The sequence below is a fragment of the Phenylobacterium sp. genome, from assembly GCF_030693405.1.
GTDB lineage: Bacteria > Pseudomonadota > Alphaproteobacteria > Caulobacterales > Caulobacteraceae > Phenylobacterium.
The window spans coordinates 153,548-175,162 of sequence record NZ_JAUYAW010000010.1 but is presented as its reverse complement, the minus strand read 5'-3'; the positions used below and the strand labels follow the sequence as shown (position 1 = coordinate 175,162).

Annotated in this window: 23 protein-coding genes and 1 tRNA gene; 7 read left to right on the top strand and 17 right to left on the bottom strand. The window is 69.7% G+C overall.

Going from position 1 to position 21,615, the window contains the following annotated elements:
* Positions 1 to 33: 33 nt before the first annotated feature.
* From Q8N19_RS02230 to Q8N19_RS02215, 4 genes are all read right to left on the bottom strand, one after another.
* Positions 34 to 477: a hypothetical protein gene (locus Q8N19_RS02230; RefSeq protein ID WP_305588004.1), complete on the bottom strand. Its 444-nt coding sequence runs from the start codon at positions 475 to 477 to the stop codon at positions 34 to 36.
* Positions 478 to 567: 90 nt separating this feature from the next.
* Positions 568 to 1,140, bottom strand: a complete 573-nt coding sequence (locus Q8N19_RS02225; protein WP_305588003.1) for an SOS response-associated peptidase — start codon at positions 1,138 to 1,140, stop codon at positions 568 to 570.
* A gap of 390 nt (positions 1,141 to 1,530) precedes the next feature.
* Positions 1,531 to 1,607, bottom strand: a tRNA-Arg gene (locus tag Q8N19_RS02220).
* A gap of 106 nt (positions 1,608 to 1,713) precedes the next feature.
* Positions 1,714 to 2,772, bottom strand: a complete 1,059-nt coding sequence (locus Q8N19_RS02215; protein WP_305588002.1) for a P1 family peptidase — start codon at positions 2,770 to 2,772, stop codon at positions 1,714 to 1,716.
* 77 nt (positions 2,773 to 2,849) lie between these two features.
* Here Q8N19_RS02215 and ggt point away from each other — a divergent pair, with 77 nt between their 5' ends.
* Positions 2,850 to 4,619, top strand: a complete 1,770-nt coding sequence (gene ggt, locus Q8N19_RS02210) for a gamma-glutamyltransferase (RefSeq protein WP_305588001.1) — start codon at positions 2,850 to 2,852, stop codon at positions 4,617 to 4,619.
* A 107-nt stretch (positions 4,620 to 4,726) separates the two neighbouring features.
* Here the strand turns inward: ggt and Q8N19_RS02205 are convergent, their stop codons facing one another.
* The 4 genes from Q8N19_RS02205 to Q8N19_RS02190 all read right to left on the bottom strand — a co-directional run bounded on the left by Q8N19_RS02205 (position 4,727) and on the right by Q8N19_RS02190 (position 8,188).
* Positions 4,727 to 6,229, bottom strand: coding sequence for a HAMP domain-containing sensor histidine kinase (locus Q8N19_RS02205; RefSeq protein ID WP_305588000.1), 1,503 nt, complete (start codon positions 6,227 to 6,229; stop codon positions 4,727 to 4,729).
* 74 nt (positions 6,230 to 6,303) lie between these two features.
* Positions 6,304 to 7,350, bottom strand: a complete 1,047-nt coding sequence (locus tag Q8N19_RS02200; RefSeq protein ID WP_305587999.1) for a quinone-dependent dihydroorotate dehydrogenase — start codon at positions 7,348 to 7,350, stop codon at positions 6,304 to 6,306.
* Positions 7,347 to 7,688: a DUF952 domain-containing protein gene (locus tag Q8N19_RS02195; RefSeq protein WP_305587998.1), complete on the bottom strand. Its 342-nt coding sequence runs from the start codon at positions 7,686 to 7,688 to the stop codon at positions 7,347 to 7,349. Before Q8N19_RS02195 ends, Q8N19_RS02200 begins: the two co-directional genes overlap by 4 nt.
* The gene (locus tag Q8N19_RS02190) at positions 7,685 to 8,188 is read right to left on the bottom strand and encodes a histidine phosphatase family protein (protein WP_305587997.1); all 504 of its coding nucleotides are present in this window, start codon (positions 8,186 to 8,188) and stop codon (positions 7,685 to 7,687) included. Before Q8N19_RS02190 ends, Q8N19_RS02195 begins: the two co-directional genes overlap by 4 nt.
* A 92-nt stretch (positions 8,189 to 8,280) precedes the next feature.
* Here Q8N19_RS02190 and Q8N19_RS02185 point away from each other — a divergent pair, with 92 nt between their 5' ends.
* Positions 8,281 to 9,441 carry a homoserine O-acetyltransferase gene (locus Q8N19_RS02185; RefSeq protein WP_305587996.1) on the top strand — a complete coding sequence of 387 codons (1,161 nt, stop codon included), beginning with the start codon at positions 8,281 to 8,283 and terminating at the stop codon, positions 9,439 to 9,441.
* Positions 9,438 to 10,097: a methionine biosynthesis protein MetW gene (metW, locus tag Q8N19_RS02180; protein WP_305587995.1), complete on the top strand. Its 660-nt coding sequence runs from the start codon at positions 9,438 to 9,440 to the stop codon at positions 10,095 to 10,097. The genes Q8N19_RS02185 and metW overlap by 4 nt, the downstream gene beginning before the upstream one ends.
* Here the strand turns inward: metW and Q8N19_RS02175 are convergent.
* The 3 genes from Q8N19_RS02175 to Q8N19_RS02165 all read right to left on the bottom strand — a co-directional run bounded on the left by Q8N19_RS02175 (position 10,094) and on the right by Q8N19_RS02165 (position 14,642).
* A complete protein-coding gene (locus Q8N19_RS02175; protein WP_305587994.1) occupies positions 10,094 to 13,210 on the bottom strand; it encodes an autotransporter outer membrane beta-barrel domain-containing protein in 3,117 nt (1,038 codons plus the stop codon). The genes metW and Q8N19_RS02175 overlap by 4 nt on opposite strands.
* A 197-nt stretch (positions 13,211 to 13,407) precedes the next feature.
* Positions 13,408 to 13,752 carry a P-II family nitrogen regulator gene (locus Q8N19_RS02170; protein WP_300577982.1) on the bottom strand — a complete coding sequence of 115 codons (345 nt, stop codon included), beginning with the start codon at positions 13,750 to 13,752 and terminating at the stop codon, positions 13,408 to 13,410.
* A gap of 116 nt (positions 13,753 to 13,868) precedes the next feature.
* On the bottom strand, positions 13,869 to 14,642 hold the full coding sequence (locus Q8N19_RS02165; protein ID WP_305587993.1) for a class I SAM-dependent methyltransferase: 774 nt from the start codon (positions 14,640 to 14,642) through the stop codon (positions 13,869 to 13,871).
* 91 nt (positions 14,643 to 14,733) lie between these two features.
* Between Q8N19_RS02165 and gloB the strand changes: the two genes are divergently transcribed.
* Positions 14,734 to 15,495 (top strand): hydroxyacylglutathione hydrolase, encoded by a 762-nt coding sequence (gene gloB, locus Q8N19_RS02160; RefSeq protein WP_305587992.1) that lies wholly within the window; start codon positions 14,734 to 14,736, stop codon positions 15,493 to 15,495.
* A 12-nt stretch (positions 15,496 to 15,507) separates the two neighbouring features.
* Here gloB and Q8N19_RS02155 read toward each other — a convergent pair whose 3' ends face one another.
* The 3 genes from Q8N19_RS02155 to Q8N19_RS02145 all read right to left on the bottom strand — a co-directional run bounded on the left by Q8N19_RS02155 (position 15,508) and on the right by Q8N19_RS02145 (position 18,283).
* Positions 15,508 to 16,260: a DUF4908 domain-containing protein gene (locus Q8N19_RS02155; RefSeq protein WP_305587991.1), complete on the bottom strand. Its 753-nt coding sequence runs from the start codon at positions 16,258 to 16,260 to the stop codon at positions 15,508 to 15,510.
* A gap of 70 nt (positions 16,261 to 16,330) precedes the next feature.
* Positions 16,331 to 17,056, bottom strand: a complete 726-nt coding sequence (gene phbB / locus Q8N19_RS02150) for an acetoacetyl-CoA reductase (protein ID WP_305587990.1) — start codon at positions 17,054 to 17,056, stop codon at positions 16,331 to 16,333.
* 51 nt (positions 17,057 to 17,107) lie between these two features.
* Complete coding sequence (locus Q8N19_RS02145; RefSeq protein ID WP_305587989.1) at positions 17,108 to 18,283, bottom strand: acetyl-CoA C-acetyltransferase; 1,176 nt, start codon at positions 18,281 to 18,283, stop codon at positions 17,108 to 17,110.
* Between the two features lie 170 nt (positions 18,284 to 18,453).
* On the opposite strand from Q8N19_RS02145, the gene phaR reads away from it, so the two are divergent.
* The 3 genes from phaR to Q8N19_RS02130 all read left to right on the top strand — a co-directional run bounded on the left by phaR (position 18,454) and on the right by Q8N19_RS02130 (position 19,857).
* A complete protein-coding gene (gene phaR / locus Q8N19_RS02140; RefSeq protein WP_305587988.1) occupies positions 18,454 to 19,068 on the top strand; it encodes a polyhydroxyalkanoate synthesis repressor PhaR in 615 nt (204 codons plus the stop codon).
* Positions 19,069 to 19,104: 36 nt separating this feature from the next.
* The gene (locus tag Q8N19_RS02135; protein WP_305587987.1) at positions 19,105 to 19,440 is read left to right on the top strand and encodes a hypothetical protein; all 336 of its coding nucleotides are present in this window, start codon (positions 19,105 to 19,107) and stop codon (positions 19,438 to 19,440) included.
* 84 nt (positions 19,441 to 19,524) lie between these two features.
* A complete protein-coding gene (locus Q8N19_RS02130; protein WP_305587986.1) occupies positions 19,525 to 19,857 on the top strand; it encodes a hypothetical protein in 333 nt (110 codons plus the stop codon).
* A gap of 13 nt (positions 19,858 to 19,870) precedes the next feature.
* Here Q8N19_RS02130 and Q8N19_RS02125 read toward each other — a convergent pair whose 3' ends face one another.
* From Q8N19_RS02125 to Q8N19_RS02115, 3 genes are all read right to left on the bottom strand, one after another.
* Positions 19,871 to 20,179 (bottom strand): DNA-binding protein, encoded by a 309-nt coding sequence (locus Q8N19_RS02125; protein ID WP_305587985.1) that lies wholly within the window; start codon positions 20,177 to 20,179, stop codon positions 19,871 to 19,873.
* A 163-nt stretch (positions 20,180 to 20,342) separates the two neighbouring features.
* Entirely contained in the window at positions 20,343 to 20,777 is a 435-nt protein-coding gene (locus Q8N19_RS02120) for a hypothetical protein (protein ID WP_305312426.1), read from the bottom strand.
* A gap of 107 nt (positions 20,778 to 20,884) precedes the next feature.
* The gene (locus tag Q8N19_RS02115) at positions 20,885 to 21,610 is read right to left on the bottom strand and encodes a glycosyltransferase family 2 protein (protein WP_305587984.1); all 726 of its coding nucleotides are present in this window, start codon (positions 21,608 to 21,610) and stop codon (positions 20,885 to 20,887) included.
* Positions 21,611 to 21,615 lie beyond the last annotated feature (5 nt).

Below are 21,615 nucleotides of genomic sequence, written 5' to 3'. Positions count from 1 at the left end.
ACGCGCGTGGCGGAGCCCCGCGCGGTCAGGCGTTCAGATCGAGAGCGGCTTTGGAGGTCGTTCGAGCCGGGCGCTCAGCCAGGACTCAGGTCCGTCGGCGAGTGGCAGATCCAGGGCGGCCCCGGTCGCCAGGATCAGCGCCGGTAGACGCTCGCCCTCAAGCGCGGCGAACTGGGAGGCTTCGCCGGCGTGGTGGTGATTGCGGACTCCATCGTCGGGGCCCTGATCGCTGCTGTCCGGCCGGCCATGGTCGGCGTCGGCCGCGGCGTGGTCGTCACCATGCTGGTCGGCGTCGTGATCATGATCGTGGTCAAAGGACACCGCCCCGGCCAAGGCGTTCGGCGCGTGCTCGACGCCCAGCGCATGCTGGACCTTATCGACGCTCGCTACGGCGCCCTGGTGAGTCAGCACCGCCATCAACGCCAGGCAGCACATGGCGAGGAACGATCGCAGCCGAGGCTTACGGCGGTTGGACACTGAGGCGGCAAACTCCCGAGTCCGCGACTTCTAGCAGCCCAGGCGGCCTCCGCAAATCACCCTCCTCGCATCCCCCGCCAAGCGCGACCTTCACCGCACCTGTTGGTGGTCCAAACTGCCCTCGGGCAGCGGCCGGAGGATCTCCGCCTCAGGCTTGGAGAGGTTGAGCCAGTCCAGGCCCTGGCCGCGCGGCAGCACGACGATCTGCCTGTCATGATAGGGCGCGATGTCTGGTCCAGGAGCGGTGGTCAGCATGGCGAAGGAGCCTTCCTTCACCAGTCCCGCAATCCAGAACCAAGGCTCGCCGGTGAGGGTGAAGCGGTGCTTGTCCTTCAGTCGCCGCTTGGGATCGTCAGGCTTGGTGAACTCGTAGAAGCCGTCCGAAGGGATCAGGCAGCGGTCGCTCTTGGCGAAGCTGCGCCCCTCGGACCGAAAGTTGAACACCGGCTTGCCGTTCGGGGATTTCCAAGCCCAGGGCGTGACGGAAAGCTCCACCCCTTCAGAGCCGCCGCGGATGATCGGCGCCCTTTGGTTCGGCCGGATGTCGTCGTAGGGCGGGTAGTTGGGCGTGGCGTCGCCCGAGAAACGCAGGGGGATCTTCAGCTGGCTGAACTCTTCCCGCAGGGTGTCCGGCGACTTGGTGTAGCGATAATCGTTGCACATCCTCGGATAACGCGCGCCGCCGCCTTAGTCTCCGCTGGCCCTGTCCCCGGGTGCTCGCGGCTCACCCGCGGCTAAACGCTCGATCGGCTGGTGCGCCGGCTGGATTGGCAGCCCGAACGGCGGACTTGCAGAGGTCGCCAGACCCCGAAACGCCTGTTGGCACCTGGAAAAATTGGCGCTCGTTTGCCGTTTGCTGAGTCCCCTTTGTAAGGGCCAACCGGGCTGCAAGAAGGTCGAACTGCAGCGGATAGCCGCCAATGACAGCGTGGGAACGGCGGTGTTCTCCTGCTGTTTCAGCTCAAACCCCAACCTAAACCCCAACCTAATTGAGCTCTTAGGTTGGGGGCGATCTCGCGCCCGCCCGGTACTACTTGATTTTGTTGGGAAAATTGGCGCGCCCGGAACGATTCGAACGTCCGACCCTCAGATTCGTAGTCTGATGCTCTATCCAGCTGAGCTACGGGCGCGCAGTGCCTTACGGCAAGGGCGCGGAACCTAGTCGGCCTTTTGGGAAAGTTCAAGCCGGCGAATGGGGGAAAAGCGATTTCCCTGATCCGGCCCCCATCGGGGGCCCTAGGCCAGGTCCCGCCAGCAGCGCACCGGGGCGTCGGGCCAGGGCGCAGCGGCGTGGACGCCGCGGGCCACGGCGCGGGCCAGGACGTCGGCGGCCAGGGCGCCCAGGCGGGCGATCTGGAAGTCCGGCCGCTCCCCCAGGGGCCGCTGGGCGGTGGACATAGCGAAGACCACATCGCCGTCGAAAGGCGCGTGGATGGGGCGGATGGCGCGGGCCAGGCCGTCCTGGGCCATGACAGCCACCCGACGGGCCTGGGCGGGTGTCAGGACGGCGTCTGTGGCCACGCAGGCGATGGTGGTGTTGGTCCGGGCCTGGGGGTCGGCCTTGGCCAGGCCCCAGTCGTCGCCGGCGCCGACCAGGCCGGCCGCGCCGAGTCCGCCGAACTCGTCCCCCATCTCGAAGGGCGCGGCCCAGAAGGTGCGGCCGCCAGGCGCGGTGACGGCGCCGAAACTGTTGACCGCCACCACCGCCCCCACGGTGAAGCCGTCGGCGGTGACCGCCGAGGCCGAGCCCGTCCCGCCTTTCAGCTGGCCAGCCATGGCGCCATAGCCCGCCCCGGCGGTGCCCAGGTCGAAGTCGAGGGCCGCGGCGAGGACCGCCTCTCGCCCCAGGGCGCGATAGGGGGGATCTTCACCCCAGGCCTTGTCGCCGCCATTGGCGAGGTCGAACAGGATGGCGGCCGGCACCACGGGCGAGGGCGGCACGGCGGGGTTGGCGGTGAGGCCATAGCCCCGCCCCTGGGCCCCCAGCCAGGCGCAGACCCCGTCCGGCGCGGCCAGGCCATAGACCGAGCCCCCTGAGAGCACCACCGCATCGATGGCCTCGACCAGATTGTGGGCGTCCAGCGCATCGGTCTCCCGGGTGCCGGGGCCGCCGCCCCGGACGTCGCAGGCGGCCACAGCGCGGGCGTCGGGCAGGATGACGGTGGCGCCAGTGCGCGCGGCGGCGTCATGGGCCTGGCCCACCTTCAGCCCTGGCACATCGGTGATCAGGTTGCGCGGACCGGGACGGGCGATCCCCAGACGGTTGATCGGCGGCGGGGCGGCGGATGACGTCATGGCGGCAGGATCTCCCTTCTGGCTGGGTGGCACAGCCCGACGGTTGTTGTCCACGCCATCCCCGCTAAGGTGCCGCCATGATCCAAGCCAGTCCCCGGAGCGCTGTGTCCTCCTCCCGTTCGCGTCCCCTCGCCCGCCTCGCCCGCCCCCTGGTCCCGGCCCTGCTGCTCCTGGCCACGGCCTGTGCGCCCCTGTCTCAAGCCACCGAAGGCCCGTCCCCGCCCCAGGCCAGCGCCGCCCAGGGCCAGGTGATGGTGTCGGCGGCCAATCCGCTTGCGGTGGAGGCGGGGCTGGAGGTGTTGCGGGCCGGCGGTTCGGCGGTGGACGCCGCGGTCGCGGTGCAGGCGGTGCTTGGCCTGGTGGAGCCGCAGAGTTCGGGCCTCGGCGGCGGCGCCTTCCTCGTCCATTACGACGCCGAAACCGGGACCGTCAGCGCCTATAACGGCCGCGAAACCGCGCCGGCGGCGGCCACGCCCGACATGTTCCTGAACGCCGAGGGTAAGCCCCTGCCCTTCTTCCAGGTGCTGCTCAGCGGCCGATCCACCGGCGCGCCGGGGGCTGTGGCCATGCTGCACATGGCCCAAGCCGAGCACGGAAACCTGGAATGGCGCCAGTTGTTCGGCGCCGCCGAGCGCCTCGCCGATGAGGGCTTCATCGTCAGCCCGCGCCTGGCCGAGATGATCGTCGGCCGCGCCCCCCAGGCGAAGTCTCCCGACGCCACGGCCTATTTCACCAAGCCCGACGGGACCCGCTATCAGGCCGGCGACCGGCTGCGGAACCCCGCCTACGCCGCCACCGTGCGCAAGATCGCCGCCGAGGGCCCCGACGCCCTACTGGAGGGCGAGATCGCCCAGGCCATCGTCGCCAAGGTCACCGAGGGCGACCTGCCAGGGGTCATGACCCTGGAGGACCTGGCGCGCTATGAGCCGAAGAAGTCGGAAGCCCTGTGCCGGCCCTACCGCATCTATGTGGTCTGCACCCCGCCCGCCCCGTCCGGCGGCCCCGCCGTGCTGGAAGGCCTCGGCATCCTGGAAAACACCGCCATCGCCAACCATCCCAACGCCGCGGAAGGCTGGTACCTGTTCACCCAGGCCAGCCGGCTGATGTATGCCGACCGCGACCGCTATATGGGCGATCCGGACTTTGTGGAGGTCCCCACGGAGGGCCTGCTGGACAAGGCCTACCTGGCTGACCGCGCCGCCTTGATCGGCCCCATGGCCGGGCCAGCGCCGCAACCGGGAACGCCCAGGGGCGCTGGCGTGCGTGCGCCCGACACCACCCGGGAAGTGTCCGGCACCTCCCACTTCGTGGTGGTGGACGCCAATGGGGATGCGGTCTCCATGACCACCACGGTGGAGAGCATTTTTGGCTCGGGCCGGATGGTCGGCGGCTTCTTCCTCAACAACCAATTGACCGACTTCGCCTTTGCGCCGGTCAACACCGACGGGACGCCGGCGGCCAACGCCATCGCCGGCGGCAAGCGGCCCCGCTCCTCCATGGCCCCGGCCATCATCCTGGACTCCGAGGGCAAGCTCCTGGGCGCCGTGGGCTCGCCCGGCGGGACCTCGATCCTGGCCTATAATCTGAAGGCCCTGGTGGGCATGCTGGACTGGAAGCTGCCGGTGCAGGAGGCGCTCGCCCTGCCCAACCTGATCGCCCGGGGGACCTCCTACGCCGCCGAGGGCGACAAGTTCGCCCCGGAGGTCATCGAGGGCCTGACCGCCCGCGGGGTGACCTTCACCTCCGTCGGCGGCGAGGGCTCGGGCCTGCACGGGGTGATGGTCACACCAGGCGGCCTCGAGGGCGGCGCTGATCCGCGTCGCGAGGGCGTCGCCCGGGGCTTCTAGAGCATTTTCCGATAAGTGTGACGCGGTTATCGGATCAAAAATGCTCTAACTTAATGATTTAGAGCCGTTTTTATCCAATCTGACAGGCAATCAGATTGGAAAGGGCTCTAGCTCCGCTTGGCCGCCGAGGCCTTGCGCGGGCGCTTGAGCGCCGGCGCCGGGGCGATGGCGGCGGGAACGCCGGGCAGGCGCACCTCGAACACCGAGCCCTCAGGACCGGTCGAGGCCAGGGTCAGGTCGCCACCGTGGCCCTGGGCCAGCTCCCGGGCGATGGCCAGGCCAAGACCCGCCCCATCGGCCCGCCCAGAGCCGCTGAACGGCAGGAAGAGGTGCTCGCGCACCCGGGCCGGCACGCCGGGACCATCGTCGGCCAGGCGAAGGCGGCTTTCGCCGTCCGCCTGATCCAGGCTGACGGTGATGACGCCTTGGGCGCGGTCCGGCTGCTGCTCGATCGCCTCCCGGGCGTTGCGCATCAGATTGACCAGGATCCGGTGCAGCTGGTCGGGATCGGCCAGGATCTGGTCGGCCAAGGAGAGGGTGGAGACCAGGCGCACGCCGTCCTCGCTCAGGCGGGCCTCCTCGGCGGCCATGTCCACGGCCTCGGCCACCGCCACCGGCCGCGCCTCGGGGGCGGGCTCCTGGGTCTTGCCATAGGTCAGGACGTGGGAGGCCAGCTTCACCGCCCGGTCCAGGGCCCGCTCGAGCCTGGGCAGGGCGCGGCTGACATCGGGGTCGGCCGAGGCCGCCAGCCGCTCCGAGGCGATCTGGGCGCTGGTCAGCATGTTGCGCAGGTCGTGATTGATCTTGGCCACCGCCTCGCCGAGGGCGGCCAACCGGGCCCTGGCGTTCAGCGCTGCGCGCAGGTCCCCCTGCATCAGGGCCAGCTCCACCTCGGCCCGGCCGATCTCGTCCCGGCGGCCAGACAGCTTGACGCTCGCCCGGGGGTCGTCGGGATCGGCGCGGAACAGCTCCATGCCCCGGGTGATGCGCTGCATGGGCCGCACCAGGAACAGGTTCAGCGACAGATAGACCAGCCCGCCGGCCATGGCCGAGACGAAGGCGGTCACCGCGATCAGCCGCCAGAGATAGGCGGTCAGCTCCTGGCGCAGCTCGGCGTCCGGGGCGACGATCTCGATGAACTCGGCGTCGCGGAAGCGCGGCTCGGCCACCACGCGGACCATGCGGCCCTCGCCCCCGAACAGGGTCTGGAAGGGCGCAGCCAGCCAGGAGGCGACGGCCTGGTCGCGCAGGTCCACCAGATAGGGGGTGCGGTTCAGATTGTTGCCCCGCAGAACCAGACGGCGCACGCCATTGCTCTGAATGGCCACCCACTCCACCCCGGCCACCTCCAGCAGGTCGGAGGACAGCTGCTCGCTGACCACCACATCGGGGGCGACTTCGGTGGCGAGGGAGGCCAGCTCGGCGGCCCGCACCCGGTCCAGCAGCCACTGCTCCTCGAACGCCGCCAGGGTCGGGGGCACGATCAGGGCGCCGCCGAAGAGGACGAACAGGCTGGTGAGGATCAGCAGGCGAGCAGAGAGGCCGCCCGGCCAGAGGAAGCCGCGCCTGAGGGAGCCTGAGGGCTGCGGTGGCGAGGAGGGCTCCACCATGCCTGTCCGTTAATGCACCCCGGGCCTTTGAGCAACGCGACTGTTGGCCCCTGCCCCGGCGGGCGCGGTCGGTCTCACGCCGTGGCCACCGCCTCGGCGGTGGAGGAAAAGCCGTCGGCCCGCAGCCGGGCGGCGAGATCGGTCTTGATCCGCTCCACCAGGCCTGGCCCAGAAAACACCAGGGCGGAATAGAGCTGCACCACGCAGGCGCCAGCGCGGATCTTGGCGTAGGCGTCGGCGCCGGAGCTGACCCCGCCGGCTCCGGCCAGGGGGAAGCGCCCCTCGGCGGCCTGATGGAACAGGCGCAGGGTCTGGGTGGACAGGTCCATCAGCGGCGCACCCGACAGGCCGCCGGTCTCGCCGGCCTGGGCCGATTTCAGGGGCGGTCGCGAGATGGTGGTGTTGGACACGATCACCGCATCCAGCTCAGCCGCCGCCACCACGTCGCAGATGGCCTCCACCTCGGCCGCGTCCAGATCTGGGGCCACCTTCAGGAACATGGGGACCTTGCCCTCTGGCGGCAGGGCGTCGCGGGCCTCGGTGAGGCGGCCGAGCAGATCTTCCAGGGCGTCCTTGGTCTGGAGCGCCCGCAGGCCCGGCGTATTGGGCGAAGAGATGTTGATGGTGAAATAGGAGGCCAGGCCCCAGAGCCGCCGCAGGCCAGTGACATAGTCGCCGACCCGGTCCTCGGAGTCCTTGTTGGCCCCGATATTGGCGCCCACCACCCCGCCATGGCGGCGGGCGAGCCGTCCGGCGAAGGCCTCCAGGCCCTCATTGTTGAATCCCATCCGGTTGATCACCGCCCGGTCTTCGGTCAGCCGGAACAGGCGAGGACGCGGATTGCCCGCCTGGGGCAGGGGCGTGACCGTGCCGCACTCCACAAAGCCAAACCCCGCCGCCAGCATGGGGCCATAAGCCTGGGCGTTCTTGTCGAAGCCGGCGGCCAAACCGACGCAGTTGGGCAGGTCGAGCCCGGCGAAGCGGATCGCCAGGATCGGGTCGCCCGGCCCCCGAGGTCGCGGACCCAGTCCGGCCTGCAGGGCGCGGATGGTCAGGCCGTGGGCGTCCTCCGGATCCAGCCCGCGCAGGGCGCCGGCCGCCAGATCGTGAACAAGACTCATGTCAGGCCTTCCAGGCGAGGGACGCCATCGCCGTCCAGAGGCGCTTCATGCGTCGCCTTGACCCGCGCCGGATCGAGCACGCCATAGAGATGAGGAAACAGGTCCCCGCCCCGGGAGGGCTCCCAGACGAGGGCCGTCCCCAGGTCGCCGGCGTCGAGCTCCAGCACCACCAGATCGGCCTGGCCGGCGAAATGGCGCCGCGCGGTCTCCTGCGCCTGGGCGGCGGTGGAGAAGTGGATGTAGCCGTCCGCCAGGTCGACGGGCGAGCCTTCGAACGCCCCGGCCGCCTGCGCCTGCGTCCAGGCCGAGCGCGGCAGGATCTTGTAGATCCTAGTCAATCATGACCTCCGCGCGGGGGCATCATCAGGCCGTCATAGACGGGGCGACCCTGACCGTTGAACAGGAAGACCGCCGCCGCCGAGGTGGGAAAGCGCGAACGCGCCGTATTCAGCAGGTCGCCGGACGCCCCGCCTTCGATGAGCAGACGCAGGACCAGTTCGTGCAGGCCGGGATTGTGGCCGATGACCAGGACTGTTTCGGCCCCGTCCGCCGCCTCCCGCACCCGGTCCAGCACCGTCTGGGCCTCCGCATGATAGAGGCTGGGGTCGATGCGGACCTGGCAGGCCTCGCAGACCGGTCGCAGGGACTCCCAGGTCTCCCGCGTGCGGGCGGCGTCCGACACCAGGGCGAGGTCGGGGACAAAGCCCATATCGACCAGTCGCTGGCCCGCCTCCAGGGCGTCCCGGCGACCGCGGGGCGTCAGGCGCCGGGCGTGGTCGTCCCCACTCATTGACTCGCGCTCGGCCTTGCCGTGCCGCAAGAGGATCAGCCGCTGCATTCCCACTCCATAACCCAGGGCCGAACCCATAGCGCGACCGCGCCCGGACGCGAAGCGGTTGACAGTCGCAGAGCTTGGCGGTCCAAGGCGGCATGAGCCAGACGGTCATTGAGAGCCCGGCCATCGAAACCAACGGCGGGACTCTGCGCCTTCCGGCCGACGCCCCCCTGCGCCTCGACTCCGGGGCCACGCTGGCGCCTCTGGAGATCGCCTACAAGACCTATGGGCGGCTGAACGCCGAACGATCCAACGCCGTGCTCGTCTGCCACGCCCTGACCGGCGACCAGCATGCGGCCTCTGTGCATCCCATCACCGGCAAGCCTGGCTGGTGGAACCGGGTGATCGGGCCAGGCCTGCCCCTGGATCCGGACCGCTACTTCATAATCTGCACCAATGTGGTCGGCGGCTGCATGGGGTCCACGGGACCCTCCTCGATAGATCCGGCGACAGGCAAGCCCTTTGGCCTGACCTTCCCGGTCATAACCATCGCCGACATGGTCCGCGCCCAGGCCATGCTGCTCGACGCGCTCGGGATCGAGACCCTGTTCGCCGCCGTTGGCGGATCCATGGGCGGGATGCAGGTGCTGCAATGGGCGGCGGACTATCCGCACCGGCTGCATTCGGCCGTCTGCATCGCCGCCGCGGCCCGGCATTCGGCCCAGAACATCGCCTTCCACGAGGTCGGCCGTCAGGCGATCATGGCCGACCCCGACTGGCGCGGCGGGGCCTATGAGGCCCATGGGGTGCGTCCGGAGAAGGGCCTGGCCGTGGCCCGCATGGCCGCGCACATCACCTATCTGTCCGAAGCCGCCCTGCAGCGGAAGTTCGGCCGCGAGCTGCAGCGGGACGGCCTGTCCTGGGGCTTCGATGCGCCTGACTTCCAGGTGGAGAGCTATCTCCGCTACCAGGGCGCCTCCTTCGTCGACCGGTTTGACGCCAATTCCTATCTCTACATCACCCGGGCGCTCGACTATTTCGACCTGGCCGCCAGCCATGGCGGCGTGCTGGCCAACGCCTTCCGCCGCGCCCGGGATGTGCGCTTCTGCGTGCTCTCCTTCTCGTCGGACTGGCTCTATTCCACCGGCGAGAGCCGCGACATTGTCCGCGCCCTGAACGCCGCGGGCTGCCGGGCGAGCTTTGTCGAGATCGAGACCGACAAGGGCCACGACGCCATATTCCTGGAGGAGCCGGTGCTGCACTCGGCCCTGCGCGGCTTCTTTGAGTCCCAGGCCTCGCGGCGGGGTCTGGCGTGACCGCCCTTCGGGAGGACTTCAAGGAGATCCTGCGCCTGGTGCGGCCCAACACCCGGGTGCTGGATGTCGGCTGCGGCGAGGGCGACCTGCTGGAGCTGCTGACCCAGGAAAAGGGCGTCGACGGCCAGGGCCTGGAAATCAGCCCCAGCGGCGTGGCCGCCTGCCTGGCCAAGGGCATCGCCGCGGTGCAGGGGGACGGCGACCGGGATCTGGATCACTTCCCCACCCAGGCCTTCGACTACGCCATCCTCTCCAAGACCCTGCAGCAGATGCGCGAGCCGCGCCATGTGCTGACCGAGCTGATGCGGATCGCCGATCGGGCTCTGGTCTCGGTGCCGAACTTCGGCCACTGGCGGATGCGCTGGGCCCTGCTGACCCAGGGGCGCATGCCGGAGACCAAGGCCCTGCCCGACCCCTGGTGGTCGACGCCGAACATCCATCTCTGCACCCTGCGGGACTTCACCACGCTGTGCGCCGAGCTTGGACTGCGGATCGAGGCCTGCGCCGCGGTCAGCCCCGACCAGCCGGCCCGCAACATCGATCCCGCCCGCCCGATCGAGAACTGGCGGGCCGAGACCGCGCTCTTCCTGCTGACCCGCGAACGCCCGCGGCCGCCCGCGCCGGAGCGCACGACCACGGGCGATCTCTTTGACTAGAAGGCCAGGCGGGCGGTGACCCGGGCGTCATAGGCCTGGTGGTCGCCGCGCAGTTCGCCGCCACCCTCGAGCGCCAGGTCGAAGTGGCGGCTGAGGCCCCGGACGCCCAGGCGCACCACCATGGCTCCGTCGTCCAGCTCCGGGGCGTCCAGGCTGAACGCCGGGCCGCCGCTGACGAAGCGGGCGGTGGTGGCGCCGGCGCCGTCTCCGGTCAGGGCGCGGTAGCCGGCCGTGACTTCGGGCCGCCAGAGCATGCCTTCCGGGTCGCCGAAGGTGGCGCCCAGGGCCAGCCCGGCAAAGGCCGCCAGCTGCTGACCCGTGCGCTCGTCGATGACGAGGTCGATGGCCTCGCCGCCGCCGCTCTCGGTACGGCCGTCTTCCCGCAGATAGACATAGTCGGCCCGCAGCATCGGGCGCGCGTAGAAGCGACCGGCCTCCGCGGTCCAGGACAGGGCCACGTGACCGGTCCCCAGGAGGGCGGTCCAGTCCGAGGTCGCCGTCCGCGACAGCCCTCCGTTCAGGTCCACCACCGCCCGCTCGCCCTGCATCCAGGCATAGCCGCCTGTGGCGCCGGCCGAGGCCTGCAGGCCTCCCGCCGAGGCCCGCCAATAGACCCCTGCCGACAGGGTCGAGCCGCTGAGGGTCTCGGGGGCCGCTGCGCCGTTCTCGTCTACATTCACATTGAGGAAGCTGGTCTGGATGCCGAAGGTCCCGAGACCGGTCTCCGCCCCCTCGAGCCCAGCCGCTAGGCCGAACCCGTCAGCCTCGAAGCCGGCCGCCCCGTCCAGGTCCTGGCGCTGGATGACGCCGATCTCCTGCACCCAAGCCCGGCGGCCGCTGCGGGGCAGCAGACCCTCGGTCTCATCGATCCCCCGGGCGGTGGCCTCCTGGGCCTGGGCGATCACCCGGAAGAGGGCGCCGGAATAGTCGGGCAGGAACTGGTCGTAGAGGCCGCCAAAACCCGCCGCATCGGTCTTGGCCAGCAGGGCGTCGCGGACGGTGGCGTCCCGATCGAAGGCCTCGAACACCGCCTCATAGGCGTTCGCCTGGGTGGTGGTCAGCCCCGCCTCCCCGGCCGTGCGGCGACGGACGTCGGCGATGATCTGACCTTGCGCCCGATCCACCCGCAGGCTGGTGCGATAGAGCCAGGGGCCTGTGGCCAGCAGGGTTTCGTCCAGCGCCCCGCTGACCTGCAGGTCGCCGGCCTGGATCAGGGTGAAGCTGGTGGGCGCGGTGAGCTTGGAGGTGAAGGCCAGACCGATCTGGGCGCCCTGGGCCACCACCGCCTGACCCGCCACATTGAAGCGGCCGGCGGTCCCGGCGGCGGGATCGGCGGTGAGGATCAGCTCGGCGTCAGAGCCGAGGGTCAGGCTGCTCAGGCCAAGCGTCCCCGTATGGGTGGTGGTCAGACGGCCATCGCCCACCGTGACGGCGAGGCCGCCGCCCGCATCGGTGAGGGCGCCCGTATAGCGGGCCCCGCCATTGATCGTCAGGACATCGGCGCCGGTCCCGAAGGCCAGGGCGCCGGTCATCTGGCCCGCCAGCAGCTCCATCCGCGCCGGGCCTGAGCCGAACAGCACGTCGCCCGTGAGGGTTGGAACGACGGTCGCCACGCTGTTGGCGCTCTGCCGCACCGTGACGCCGGAGGTGTTGGCCCGCAGGTCGAGCGCGATGGCGCGGCCCTCCACGGTCGCCCCAGCCGCCGGCGCAAAGGCCGCGCTGATAAGGCCGGTGTTCTCCACCAGTCTCAGGGTTCCGGCGGAATCCAGCACGGCGGTGGCCGAGCCCTTCGCCCCGGTGATGGCGGCGGAAATCGTGCCGTGATTGGTCAGCTGGCTGGCGCTGGCGCCGGCGTCGATCTGGATGGCGCGGACATCGACGGCGGTGTCGGACACCGCGCGCCCTCGGATCACCCCGCTATTGGCCAGGACCGGGGCGCTGGCGCCGGACCGGAGGTGAAGACCCACCGCGCCGGCCTGGACCCCATCGGCGGAGACCACGCCGCCGACCTTGATCCCGCCAGTCACCTGGGCCGCGCCCCCCTGGCCGCCAATCTCGATCCCGAGGCCGCGGACCCCGTCATAGAGGCCCACCCCCTGGACCGTGCCATTGACCACCAGACCAAAGCCGCCCGAGCCGCTGACCGTCCCGAGAACCAGGGCGTCCGCGCCGCCGATCTGGAGGCCCGCAGCCTGGCCGTAGCTGGTGATCACGCCGGTGGTTTCCGACGCGTCGGCCACGCCGTCGCCGTCCTCGTCAGCGTTGGCGGGATCATTGTCCGCAGGCGGAGCATCGACCAGCACGCCGCCCTGGACGCTGCCCCGGACCCGCACGGCCGGCCCACCCTGCAGCAGGTCGTCGGCGTCGAGCTTGCTGACGTCGGTCGGCCGCGTCGTGTAGCGATAACCCGTGACGGTCACCGGACCGCCGAGGATCAGGGCGCCGCCCACATTGCGGTCCACGGCCACGCCCACGGCCTCGGCGCCCTGCACAGTCACGCCGCCGCGGGTGACCACATCGCCGCCCACCGTCCCCTCGGTCCGAAGGCCGTAGCTGCGGTCGCCCAGCACCGAGATCGATCCCCCGGCGCGGATCGACCCGTCCACGGCGCTCTGGGTCAGGATGCCGACCGAATCATTACCCTCCACCGTGATGGAGCCTGCGGTCTGCACGATGGAGCCATGAAAGGCCTCGGCGCCTGTGGTCCGGACGCCATAGCGGCGGGCGCCGGTCGCAAACGCCCCGTCGAGGTCTCCATCAGAATCCGCGTCGGTGGCGGTATAGGACTCATCCACCCGCATGGCGCCCGACAGGGCCACATCCCCCCGCCGGCCGCCCTCGACCAGCAGAGCCGTGGCGTCACTGGCGTCGGTGATCGCCACCTCGCCCTCGATGGTCACCTTGTGGTCACTGTTTAGGGTGACCGCGGTTCCCCCGGTCGGCTTTACCGAGCCGACGCTGGAGATGCGGAGGTCGTCAGGGGCGCCGGAGGCGGCCGTGGCGGTGGCCACGGGGGTGGTGCCCGCATCCCCGATCACCGTCTCGGCCCGGGCCGCGCCCGCCGCCAGCAGGAGGGGTCCGATCGCCGCCGCGCTGAGCCATCGCCTGTCCATAGCACCCCTCCAATGTCGCCGAAGTGGCGATTTCAGAGCGGAAATGGCCCCCAAATGAGGAGGAAGTCGGGACCCATTTAGGCCATGCCAAGGCGAATAGGGGCGAGGATAGGGCGCCGAAAATCACCGTTCCGTCGAAGCGAGCGCCGAGACTCTTACTATCTCAGGATGTTAGCTTCACCAGAGCGCGTCTGGACCTAGCCGGCGATGGCCGCCGCGTCCCGATCGCCGGTGCGGATTCGCAGGGCCTGTTCGAGGTCGAGCACGAACACCTTGCCGTCGCCGATCTTGCCGGTGTTGGCCGTGCGGGCCACGGCTTCGATCACCGCATCGGCGATGTCGGAGGGCACGGCGATCTCCAGCTTCACCTTGGGCAGGAGCTTCACCTCGTACTCGGCGCCCCGATAGACCTCGGTCTTGCCCCGCTGGCGGCCATAGCCGCGGACTTCGGTGACGGTGAGACCTGAGGCTCCGGCCTCGGTGACGGCTTCGAGCACCGCGTCGAGGCGGCTGGGCTTGATGACCGCGACGATCATCTTCATGGCGACGGGTCTCCGCTGGGGGCCGGCGAAATGCCGGACGGTCAGATCATCAAGCTAGGACGTTCCGGGCTAGGCTCCAAGAGCGTCGGACAGCATAGGGGCGAGGCGCCTTCGCCTTAGGCGCCTTTGGAAACGAAGCTTGCGGTTTCCAGGTTGCGACGGGCCGGCTCACGGGTGGCGGGGACCGGCGCCATGACCGGCCTGATCCTGCGGACCTTGGCCGCCGCGGGCCGCGCCTTGATGGCGAAGGTCTGTTTCACCGCCTCGATCATCACGACGCCGGAAAAGCGGGGCCACAACCGGGAGCCGGCCTGTTCGAAGGTCTCAGCCTGCCCCCTCAGCCAGGAAACCGGCGGCACGTAGAGGGCGCGGGTATAGCCCACCGGCTCGAACTCGGCCTCGCCGATCAGCTGAGCCAGCTGACGGCGGCTATAGGGGCGCCCATGGCCGAAGGGGGTGTGCTCGGCATTGGCCCACAGGCCGTCGCGGGCGCTGACGGCCACGATCACCCGGCCGGATGGCGCCATCACCCGCCACACCTCGCGCAGCAGGGCGAGCGGATCGGGGCTCTCCTCCAGGGCGTGGATCACCAGGATCCGGTCGAACAAAGCGTTCTGGAAGGGCAGCGCCTCCTCATGGACCAGACTCGCCAGCCCGCCGCCGCTTCCGGGCCAGATCTCCACACCCTGCTGGGCGGGCATGGCCACCACGGCCCGGCGGGCCTTATCCCGGAAGGGCCCAAGATAGGGGGTCGGATAGCCGAGCCCGAGGACATCAAGGCCCCGGGCTTCGCCCCAGGCTTCCGTCAGCTTGCGGCCGATCATCGCCCGGGCTGTCCGCCCGAGGTCGGAGGCGTAGAAGGCGCGCAGATCAAGGATGTCTCGACGCATGGGCCCTGGGCGTTAGGATGAGGCTCGACACCCCACCCTAAAGCGTTGGCGGCGGCCTTGTCCCGCGGCCCGAACATGACGAGGCGCGTCCATGGCCCTGCGGGTCCACCAGTTTCCCTGCCTGTCGGACAATTACGGCTTCCTGATCCAGGACGAGGCCACCGGCCTCGCCGCCACGGTCGACACCCCCGACGCGGCCGCCATCCTGGCCGAACTGGACAAGACCGGCTGGACGCTGGCCCTGATCCTCAACACCCACTGGCACCCCGACCACGCCGGTGGGAACGCCGAGATCCAGGCCGCTACGGGCGCCCAGATTGTCGGTCCGGCCGAGGTGCGCAAGATCGCCCCCCTGGACCGGGAGGTGACAGACGGCGACGTGGTCGAGCTCGGGCAGACGCGCTTCTCGGTGCTTGAGGTGGGGGGCCATACCCTGGGGCATATCGCCTATCACGACGCCGAGGACGCCATCGCCTTTGTCGGCGACACACTGTTCGCCCTGGGCTGTGGCCGGATGTTCGAGGGCCAGCCCGAGCAGATGTGGGCGAGCCTGCAGCGGCTGGCGGCCCTGCCAGAGGCCACCACCGTCTATTGCGCCCATGAGTACACCGCCTCCAACGCCCGGTTCGCCCTGTCGGTGGATGATGATCCGGCGGTCGCCGCCCGCGCCGAGGCCGTGTTCGCGGCCCGCGGCCGCGGGGAGGCCACCGTGCCCACCACGATCGGCCTGGAGCGCCAGACCAATCCCTTCCTGCGCGCGCCGTTGCTGGCGCCCAGGCTGGGGGTCGTGGGCGCGCCCGACCATGCGGCCTTCGCCGCCGTGCGGGCGGCCAAGGACAGCTTCAAAGGCTGAGGCTCAAGGGGCTCAGCGGGCGCCGGCCGCGGCTACGATTCGCTCAGACGACGGCCGGCCCGCCAGACCGTCTTCCGGGGTGATGGTGATCAGGATCACCCCGCCGCGCAGGCTGGCGCCGGGGCGGCGGCCTTCGACCAGGGTGACCTTGTCGACGCCGCTCAACACCTGGCGACCGGCCGGTTGCTCGGCCAAGCGGACCACCGCCTCGGCCGCGACCATGGCCGCGTCCGCCACCAGGGGCGCGGTCTCAGGGGAGGCGTCGGCCTCGAAGGGGATCAGCCGCCGCGCCGCGCGGCTTGCGCGCGCGCTGGCCTGGGCCAGCCTCTGCAGAAGCGCCTCAGGCCCCAGGGTCGGTAGACGCAGGGGCGTTGCGTCGGCCACCAGGGCCGCCGCGGCGCCCGACGGCCGATCGCGGGTGAAGACCGTCAGGCCGCCCAGGCGGGTGGCCCGCAGGACCGGCTCGCCCAGATCGTTCTTGTAGATGATGTCGCCCCGCGGCGCCGGCTGGGGCTGCAACACCCAGACCTCGGCGCTGTCCTCGAACTTGACCAGGGGACGCGGGGTGGAGCGATCAAGGATGAAGCCGCCGCCGTCCTCCACCGTGTAGCGGGCCACAGGCGGGGCGGAGAATCGGCGGCTGTCATAGCGCCCTTCGCCGAACAGCCCCTCGCGCAGGGAGCCCGGGGCGGCCAGGACAGGCGCAGTCACGCCAAGCCCGGCCGCGGCGAGCGCCGCCGCAGCGAGGATCCTCAAAGGCAGCACGGGTCGAGCGCTCATCATGGACGAAAAGACATGACGTTCGACTGGGGCGCTTTTGAGACGATAGCGCCAGTCAGCCTGCCATATATTGCCCGCCGTTCAGGGACAGGGTGGAGCCGGTCACATAGCCGGCGTGCTCCCCGGCCAGGAAGGCGACCATGTCGGCGATCTCTTCGCCCCGCCCCAGGCGACCGACCGGGATCTGGCTGATGATGCCTTTCAGCACCTCTTCCGGCACTGCGGTCACCATCTCGGTGTCGATATAGCCCGGCGCGATGCAGTTCACCGTCACCCCCTTGCGGGCGTTCTCCAGGGCGAGCGCCTTGGAGAAGCCGATCATGCCGGCCTTGGCGGCGGAGTAGTTGGTCTGACCCACCTGCCCCTTTTGGCCGTTGATCGAGGAGATGTTGATGATCCGGCCCCAGCCGCGCTCGCGCATGCCCTCGATCACCTGACGGGTCATGTTGAACAGGGAGTCCATGTTCACCCGGATCACCTCCGACCACTGCTCGGCGTCCATCTTGTGGAAGAAGCCGTCCCGGGTGATGCCGGCGTTGTTCACCAGCACGTCCACGGGGCCGAGCTCAGCGGCCACCTGGGCCACGGCGGCCTGGCAATCGGCGAAGACGCCCACATTGCCCTTCACCACCATGATGCCCAGCTCCCGGGCGCAGGCCTCGGCGGCGGCCTCATTGCCGGAATAGCCGGCGGCCACATGAAAGCCATCGGTCTTGAGCCGCTGACAGATGGCCCGACCGATTCCGCGGGTGCCCCCGGTGACGAACGCCACTCTGGCCATGGATTTCCTTCCCTGTTCCCAATGTCGCCGAAGGCTTGAACGCCGTCTGGCTCAGATTTTTTCCACGCACATGGCCACGCCCATGCCGCCGCCGACGCACAGGGTCGCCAGACCCTTGGCGGCGCCCGAGCGCTGCATCTCGTGCAGCAGGGTGGTCAGAATGCGCGCGCCAGAAGCGCCGATGGGGTGGCCGATGGCGATGGCCCCGCCGTTCACATTGACCTTGTCCGGGTCGAGGCCCAGTTCGCGCACCACGCAGATGGACTGGGCGGCGAAGGCCTCGTTGGATTCCACCAGATCAAGATCGGCCACGCTCCAGCCGGCCTTTTCCAGGGCCTTGCGGCTGGCGGGGATCGGGCCGGTGCCCATGATCTCCGGCTCGACACCGGCATGGGCCCAGGACGCGATGCGGGCCAGCGGCTTCAGGCCGCGGGCCTTGGCCTCATCAGCGCTCATGACCACCAGGGCTGCTGCCCCGTCATTGAGGCCCGAGGCGTTGGCCGCGGTGACCGAGCCGTCCTTGGTGAAGGCCGGGCGCAGGCCAGACACGCTGTCCAGGGTCGCCCCGTGACGGATGTACTCGTCCTGGTCGACGACGGTGTCGCCCTTGCGGCCCTTGATGGTCACGGGCGCGATCTCGCCTGTGAACTTGCCGGCCTTCTGGGCGGCCTCGGCGCGGTTCTGCGAGGCGACGGCGAAGTTATCCTGGTCGGCCCGGGTGATCTGCCAGCGGGCGGCGATGTTCTCGGCCGTCTGGCCCATGTGGTAGCCGTGGAAGGCGTCCCACAGGCCGTCCTTGATCATGGTGTCGACGAAGTTCAGGTCGCCCATCTTCTGGCCAGAGCGCAGGTGGGCAGCATGGGGCGCCTGGCTCATGCTTTCCTGGCCGCCGGCGATGACGATCTTGGAGGCCCCTTCGGCCACCTGCTGGGCCGCCAGCGCCACGGCGCGCAGACCCGACCCGCAGAGCTGGTTGAGGCTCCAGGCCGGCGCGGCCGCAGGAATGCCCGCCGCGATGGAGGCCTGACGGGCCGGGCCCTGGCCGGCGCCGGCCTGCAGCACCTGGCCGAGGATCACCTCATCAATATCGGCGGGCGTGAGGCCCGCGCGCTCGATGGCCGCGCTGATGGCCACCCGGCCCAGCTCGTGGGCGGGCAGGCTGGCGAGCGCCCCGTTAAACGAACCCACCGGCGTGCGGGCGGCCGCGACGATCACCACTTCGGTCATGGAACCACATCTCCCTGGACTTGCAGCGCTATCTATCAGGACGAACCGGGCCTTGGGCAAGGCCGACCGCGGGACGGGCGGGATTTGCGATTTCCCTCGCATCCGCGATACTGCGCCGCAAAGAGCCGCTGCGGCGCAGGCCGAGCGCAGAAAAGACGAGAGGATTCGCGATGCCCGAGACCAAGGATGGCGGCAAGGCCGGCGGCGATCGCGTCGTCATCAAGAAGTATGCGAACCGCAGGCTCTACAACACTGCGTCCAGCTCCTACGTCACCCTGGAGCACCTGGCCGACATGGTGAAGCAGGGCGTCGACTTCGTGGTCTATGACGCCAAGACCAATGACGACATCACCCGCACGGTCCTGACCCAGATCATCTTCGAGGAGGAGAGCCAGGGCCAGAGCCTGCTGCCTATCCAGTTCCTGCGCCAGCTGATCGGCTTCTATGGCAATTCCATGGAGGCCTTCCTGCCGAGCTATCTGGAGCTGTCGCTGGCGACGTTCGCCCAGCAGCAGGAGCGGATGCGCACCCAGTTCACCCAGATCGGCCAGGCCACGCCGCTGGGCGCCTATGACGACCAGATCCGCCAGAACCTGGCCATGTTCGACCGGGCCATGAAGATGTTCACCCCCTTCGCCTACCCGCCGGGCAAGGGCGAGGAACAGGCCCCGCGCAGCGACGCAGCCCCCGAACCGGCCGCCGCCTCCGACGACACGCTCAAGGCCCTGCAGGACCAGCTGGCCGCCATGCAGGCCCAGATCAACAAGCTGGCCTCGAAGGATTAGGCGGGGGCGGGCCAGCGCGGCCAGGGAGGACAGGCCATGAGCCGTCAGGCCGTCTTCGAGCATCTGGCGGGCCTGCTACGGCCCTATGCCGAGCGCCACAGCATCAAGACCGACACGCCGACCCACCTCTATCTGGAGGAGTGTGTGTCGTCGGCGAAGCCGCAGATGTTCGCCGCGGTGCAGGAGAAGGCGAGCTATGTCTCCTTCCACCTGTTCCCGGTCTATACAAAGCCAGAGCTTCTGGCCGATCTCAGCCTAGAGCTTCGCGCGCGGATGCAGGGCAAGTCCTGCTTCAACTTCAAGTCCGTCGAGCAGATCCCGACCGAAGAGCTGAAGGCCCTGTTGGAGGCCGCCCATGAGAGCCTCTCCTAGGCCTGGAAATTTCGGCCCCCTTGGGCGTTCCTTAAGGATGGCGGCGCCAGGGTGATGCGCCCTGGCCCCAGAAGGAGCGCGCGCTTGTCCTCGTCCGTCGATCCCATCCGTCAGGTCGCCCGCCTGCGCCGGCTGCGTCGGCGGACCGATCAAGCGCAAGGCAGCGCCCATGAGGAGCATCCGAACCTGCCGGTTCCGGTCTCCAAGACCCTGCCCGACCAGCCCGCGCCGACCATCACCGCGGGCGGCCCGGCCATCTTCACCGCCCACGTGATGAGTGAAGGCGAGCAGAAGCGCGGCCTGCGGGGCGGGCCGCCGACCCTGAACGCCGCCCGCAGCGCCTATACCCAGACCGAATATTCCGGCCGGGCCGACCGCCGGGCGCGCAAGGGCGGCCTGACCCGCACCGACATCTAGGCTTTACGGACTTCTAGCCCTTAAGCCGGGCCAGCTCGGCCTCCAGCGCCGCCACCCGTCGCTCCAGGGCCGCGATCCGCGCCTCGGGTCCGCCGCCAGGGACCGGGGTGGAAATGCCGGCCTGCCGGGCGATTTCCGCCGGGCTGACCCCCAGGATTTCGGCGAATATGCCCACCTCGTCGGCCGACAGCTCGCGCTGGTCCTTGTAGGCGAGCGCCAGATCGGCCTCGCTCATGCCGGCGGCCGCCGCCAGCACCCGGCGGGTCAGACCGCGGGCCGCGAGCTGCGCGTCAAACCACTGGGCGTCGAAAAACAGGGCCACAGATCAACGAACCTCCGAACTGGCGCCGGTCTTGCTTAACCGAGGCTAACCTTTTGTGCCCCTGCCCCGGTGCGTTCCATGCTGGCTATCGCCACCCGACTGTTCGACATCACCCTGGTGACCCTGATCTTCACCGCCCTGACCTGAGGGCGCAGCCGCCAAATCAGGCGTCGGCGCCGGCGAAGTCGATGTCCCGGCGGGCGGCCACGATGGTGACGATGAAGCCGGCCAGCACGTCCAGCAGCACCATCAGGGTGATCAGGAAGAAGGTCGAGGTCGCAAAGGCCGGCGCCAGCAGGAACTGGATCAGGCAGATGATGAACAGGATCATCGACAGGGCGTGATTGACGATCGCCACCCCCCGGCTGGTGGTGGATTTCAAAAGCTCGATGAACAGAACCACAAGGGCCGCGGCCAGGAACAGGTCCCCCAGGTTCACCGGCCAGTCCACATTGGACGCCATGCGGATGGTGAACAGCCCCTCGGTCATCCGGGCGTGGGCCTCCACCGCCGAGAAGCCGCCGTCCAGGGTAAGCGCGACAAGGTTGTAGACCAGCACTGGCAGGGCCAGCAGCGGAAAGGCGGCGAAGTTGCGCAATGGATCTCCCCCCGGACCTGAAAAGGCCCGGAACAACCTTAACCCCTAGGTCCAGGCTCTAGGAAGCGTCCGCACGTCCTGCGGGCGCAGGCCGCCGTCTTCGCCTTTCAGACCTCGTCCACGCCGTCCGGCCGCCGGGAGCGGGTCTGCAACCACATCACACCCAGCAGGTCCGAGGCCGAGGCCCAGAGGCGGCCGAGATTGGTGTATTTCGACGCCCCCGTCTGGCGATGGCGATGTCCCACCGGCTGGAAGGCCACCTGATAGCCCTCGCGCAGCATCAGGGCTGGGAGGTAGCGGTGGATGTGGTCGAAAAAGGGAAGCTCAAGAAACGCATGGCGGCGGAAGGCCTTGAGGCCGCAGCCGGTGTCATTGGCCGCATCCCCCAGCAGACGCTTGCGCACGCCGTTGCCCAGGCGCGAGGCGACCTTCTTGGCCTGGCTGTCCTGCCGCTTGGTCCGCTCGCCGCCCACCAGGGCCAGATCGGGGCCGCCGGCCATCAGGGCGTCCACCAGAGCCGGGCCGTCGGCCGGGTCGTTCTGACCATCCCCGTCCAGGGTGACGATGACAGCCGCCCTGGCCGCCATGACGCCGGTGCGGATCGCCCGGCTCTGGCCTGAGTTCTTCCGGTGGCGCAGCACGCGCAGCTGGGGCAGCTCGGCCTTCAGGGCGCTGAGCACGGCCAGGGTCCCGTCCCGGCTGGCGTCATCGACGAAGATGATCTCAATATTGCGGCCGGCGAAGGCCGTGGCGATCTCCCGGGCCAGGGCCGGGGCGGCGCCTTCTTCGTCAAAGACCGGGACGACCACCGAAATGTCGGGACTTGGATGCATTCCCC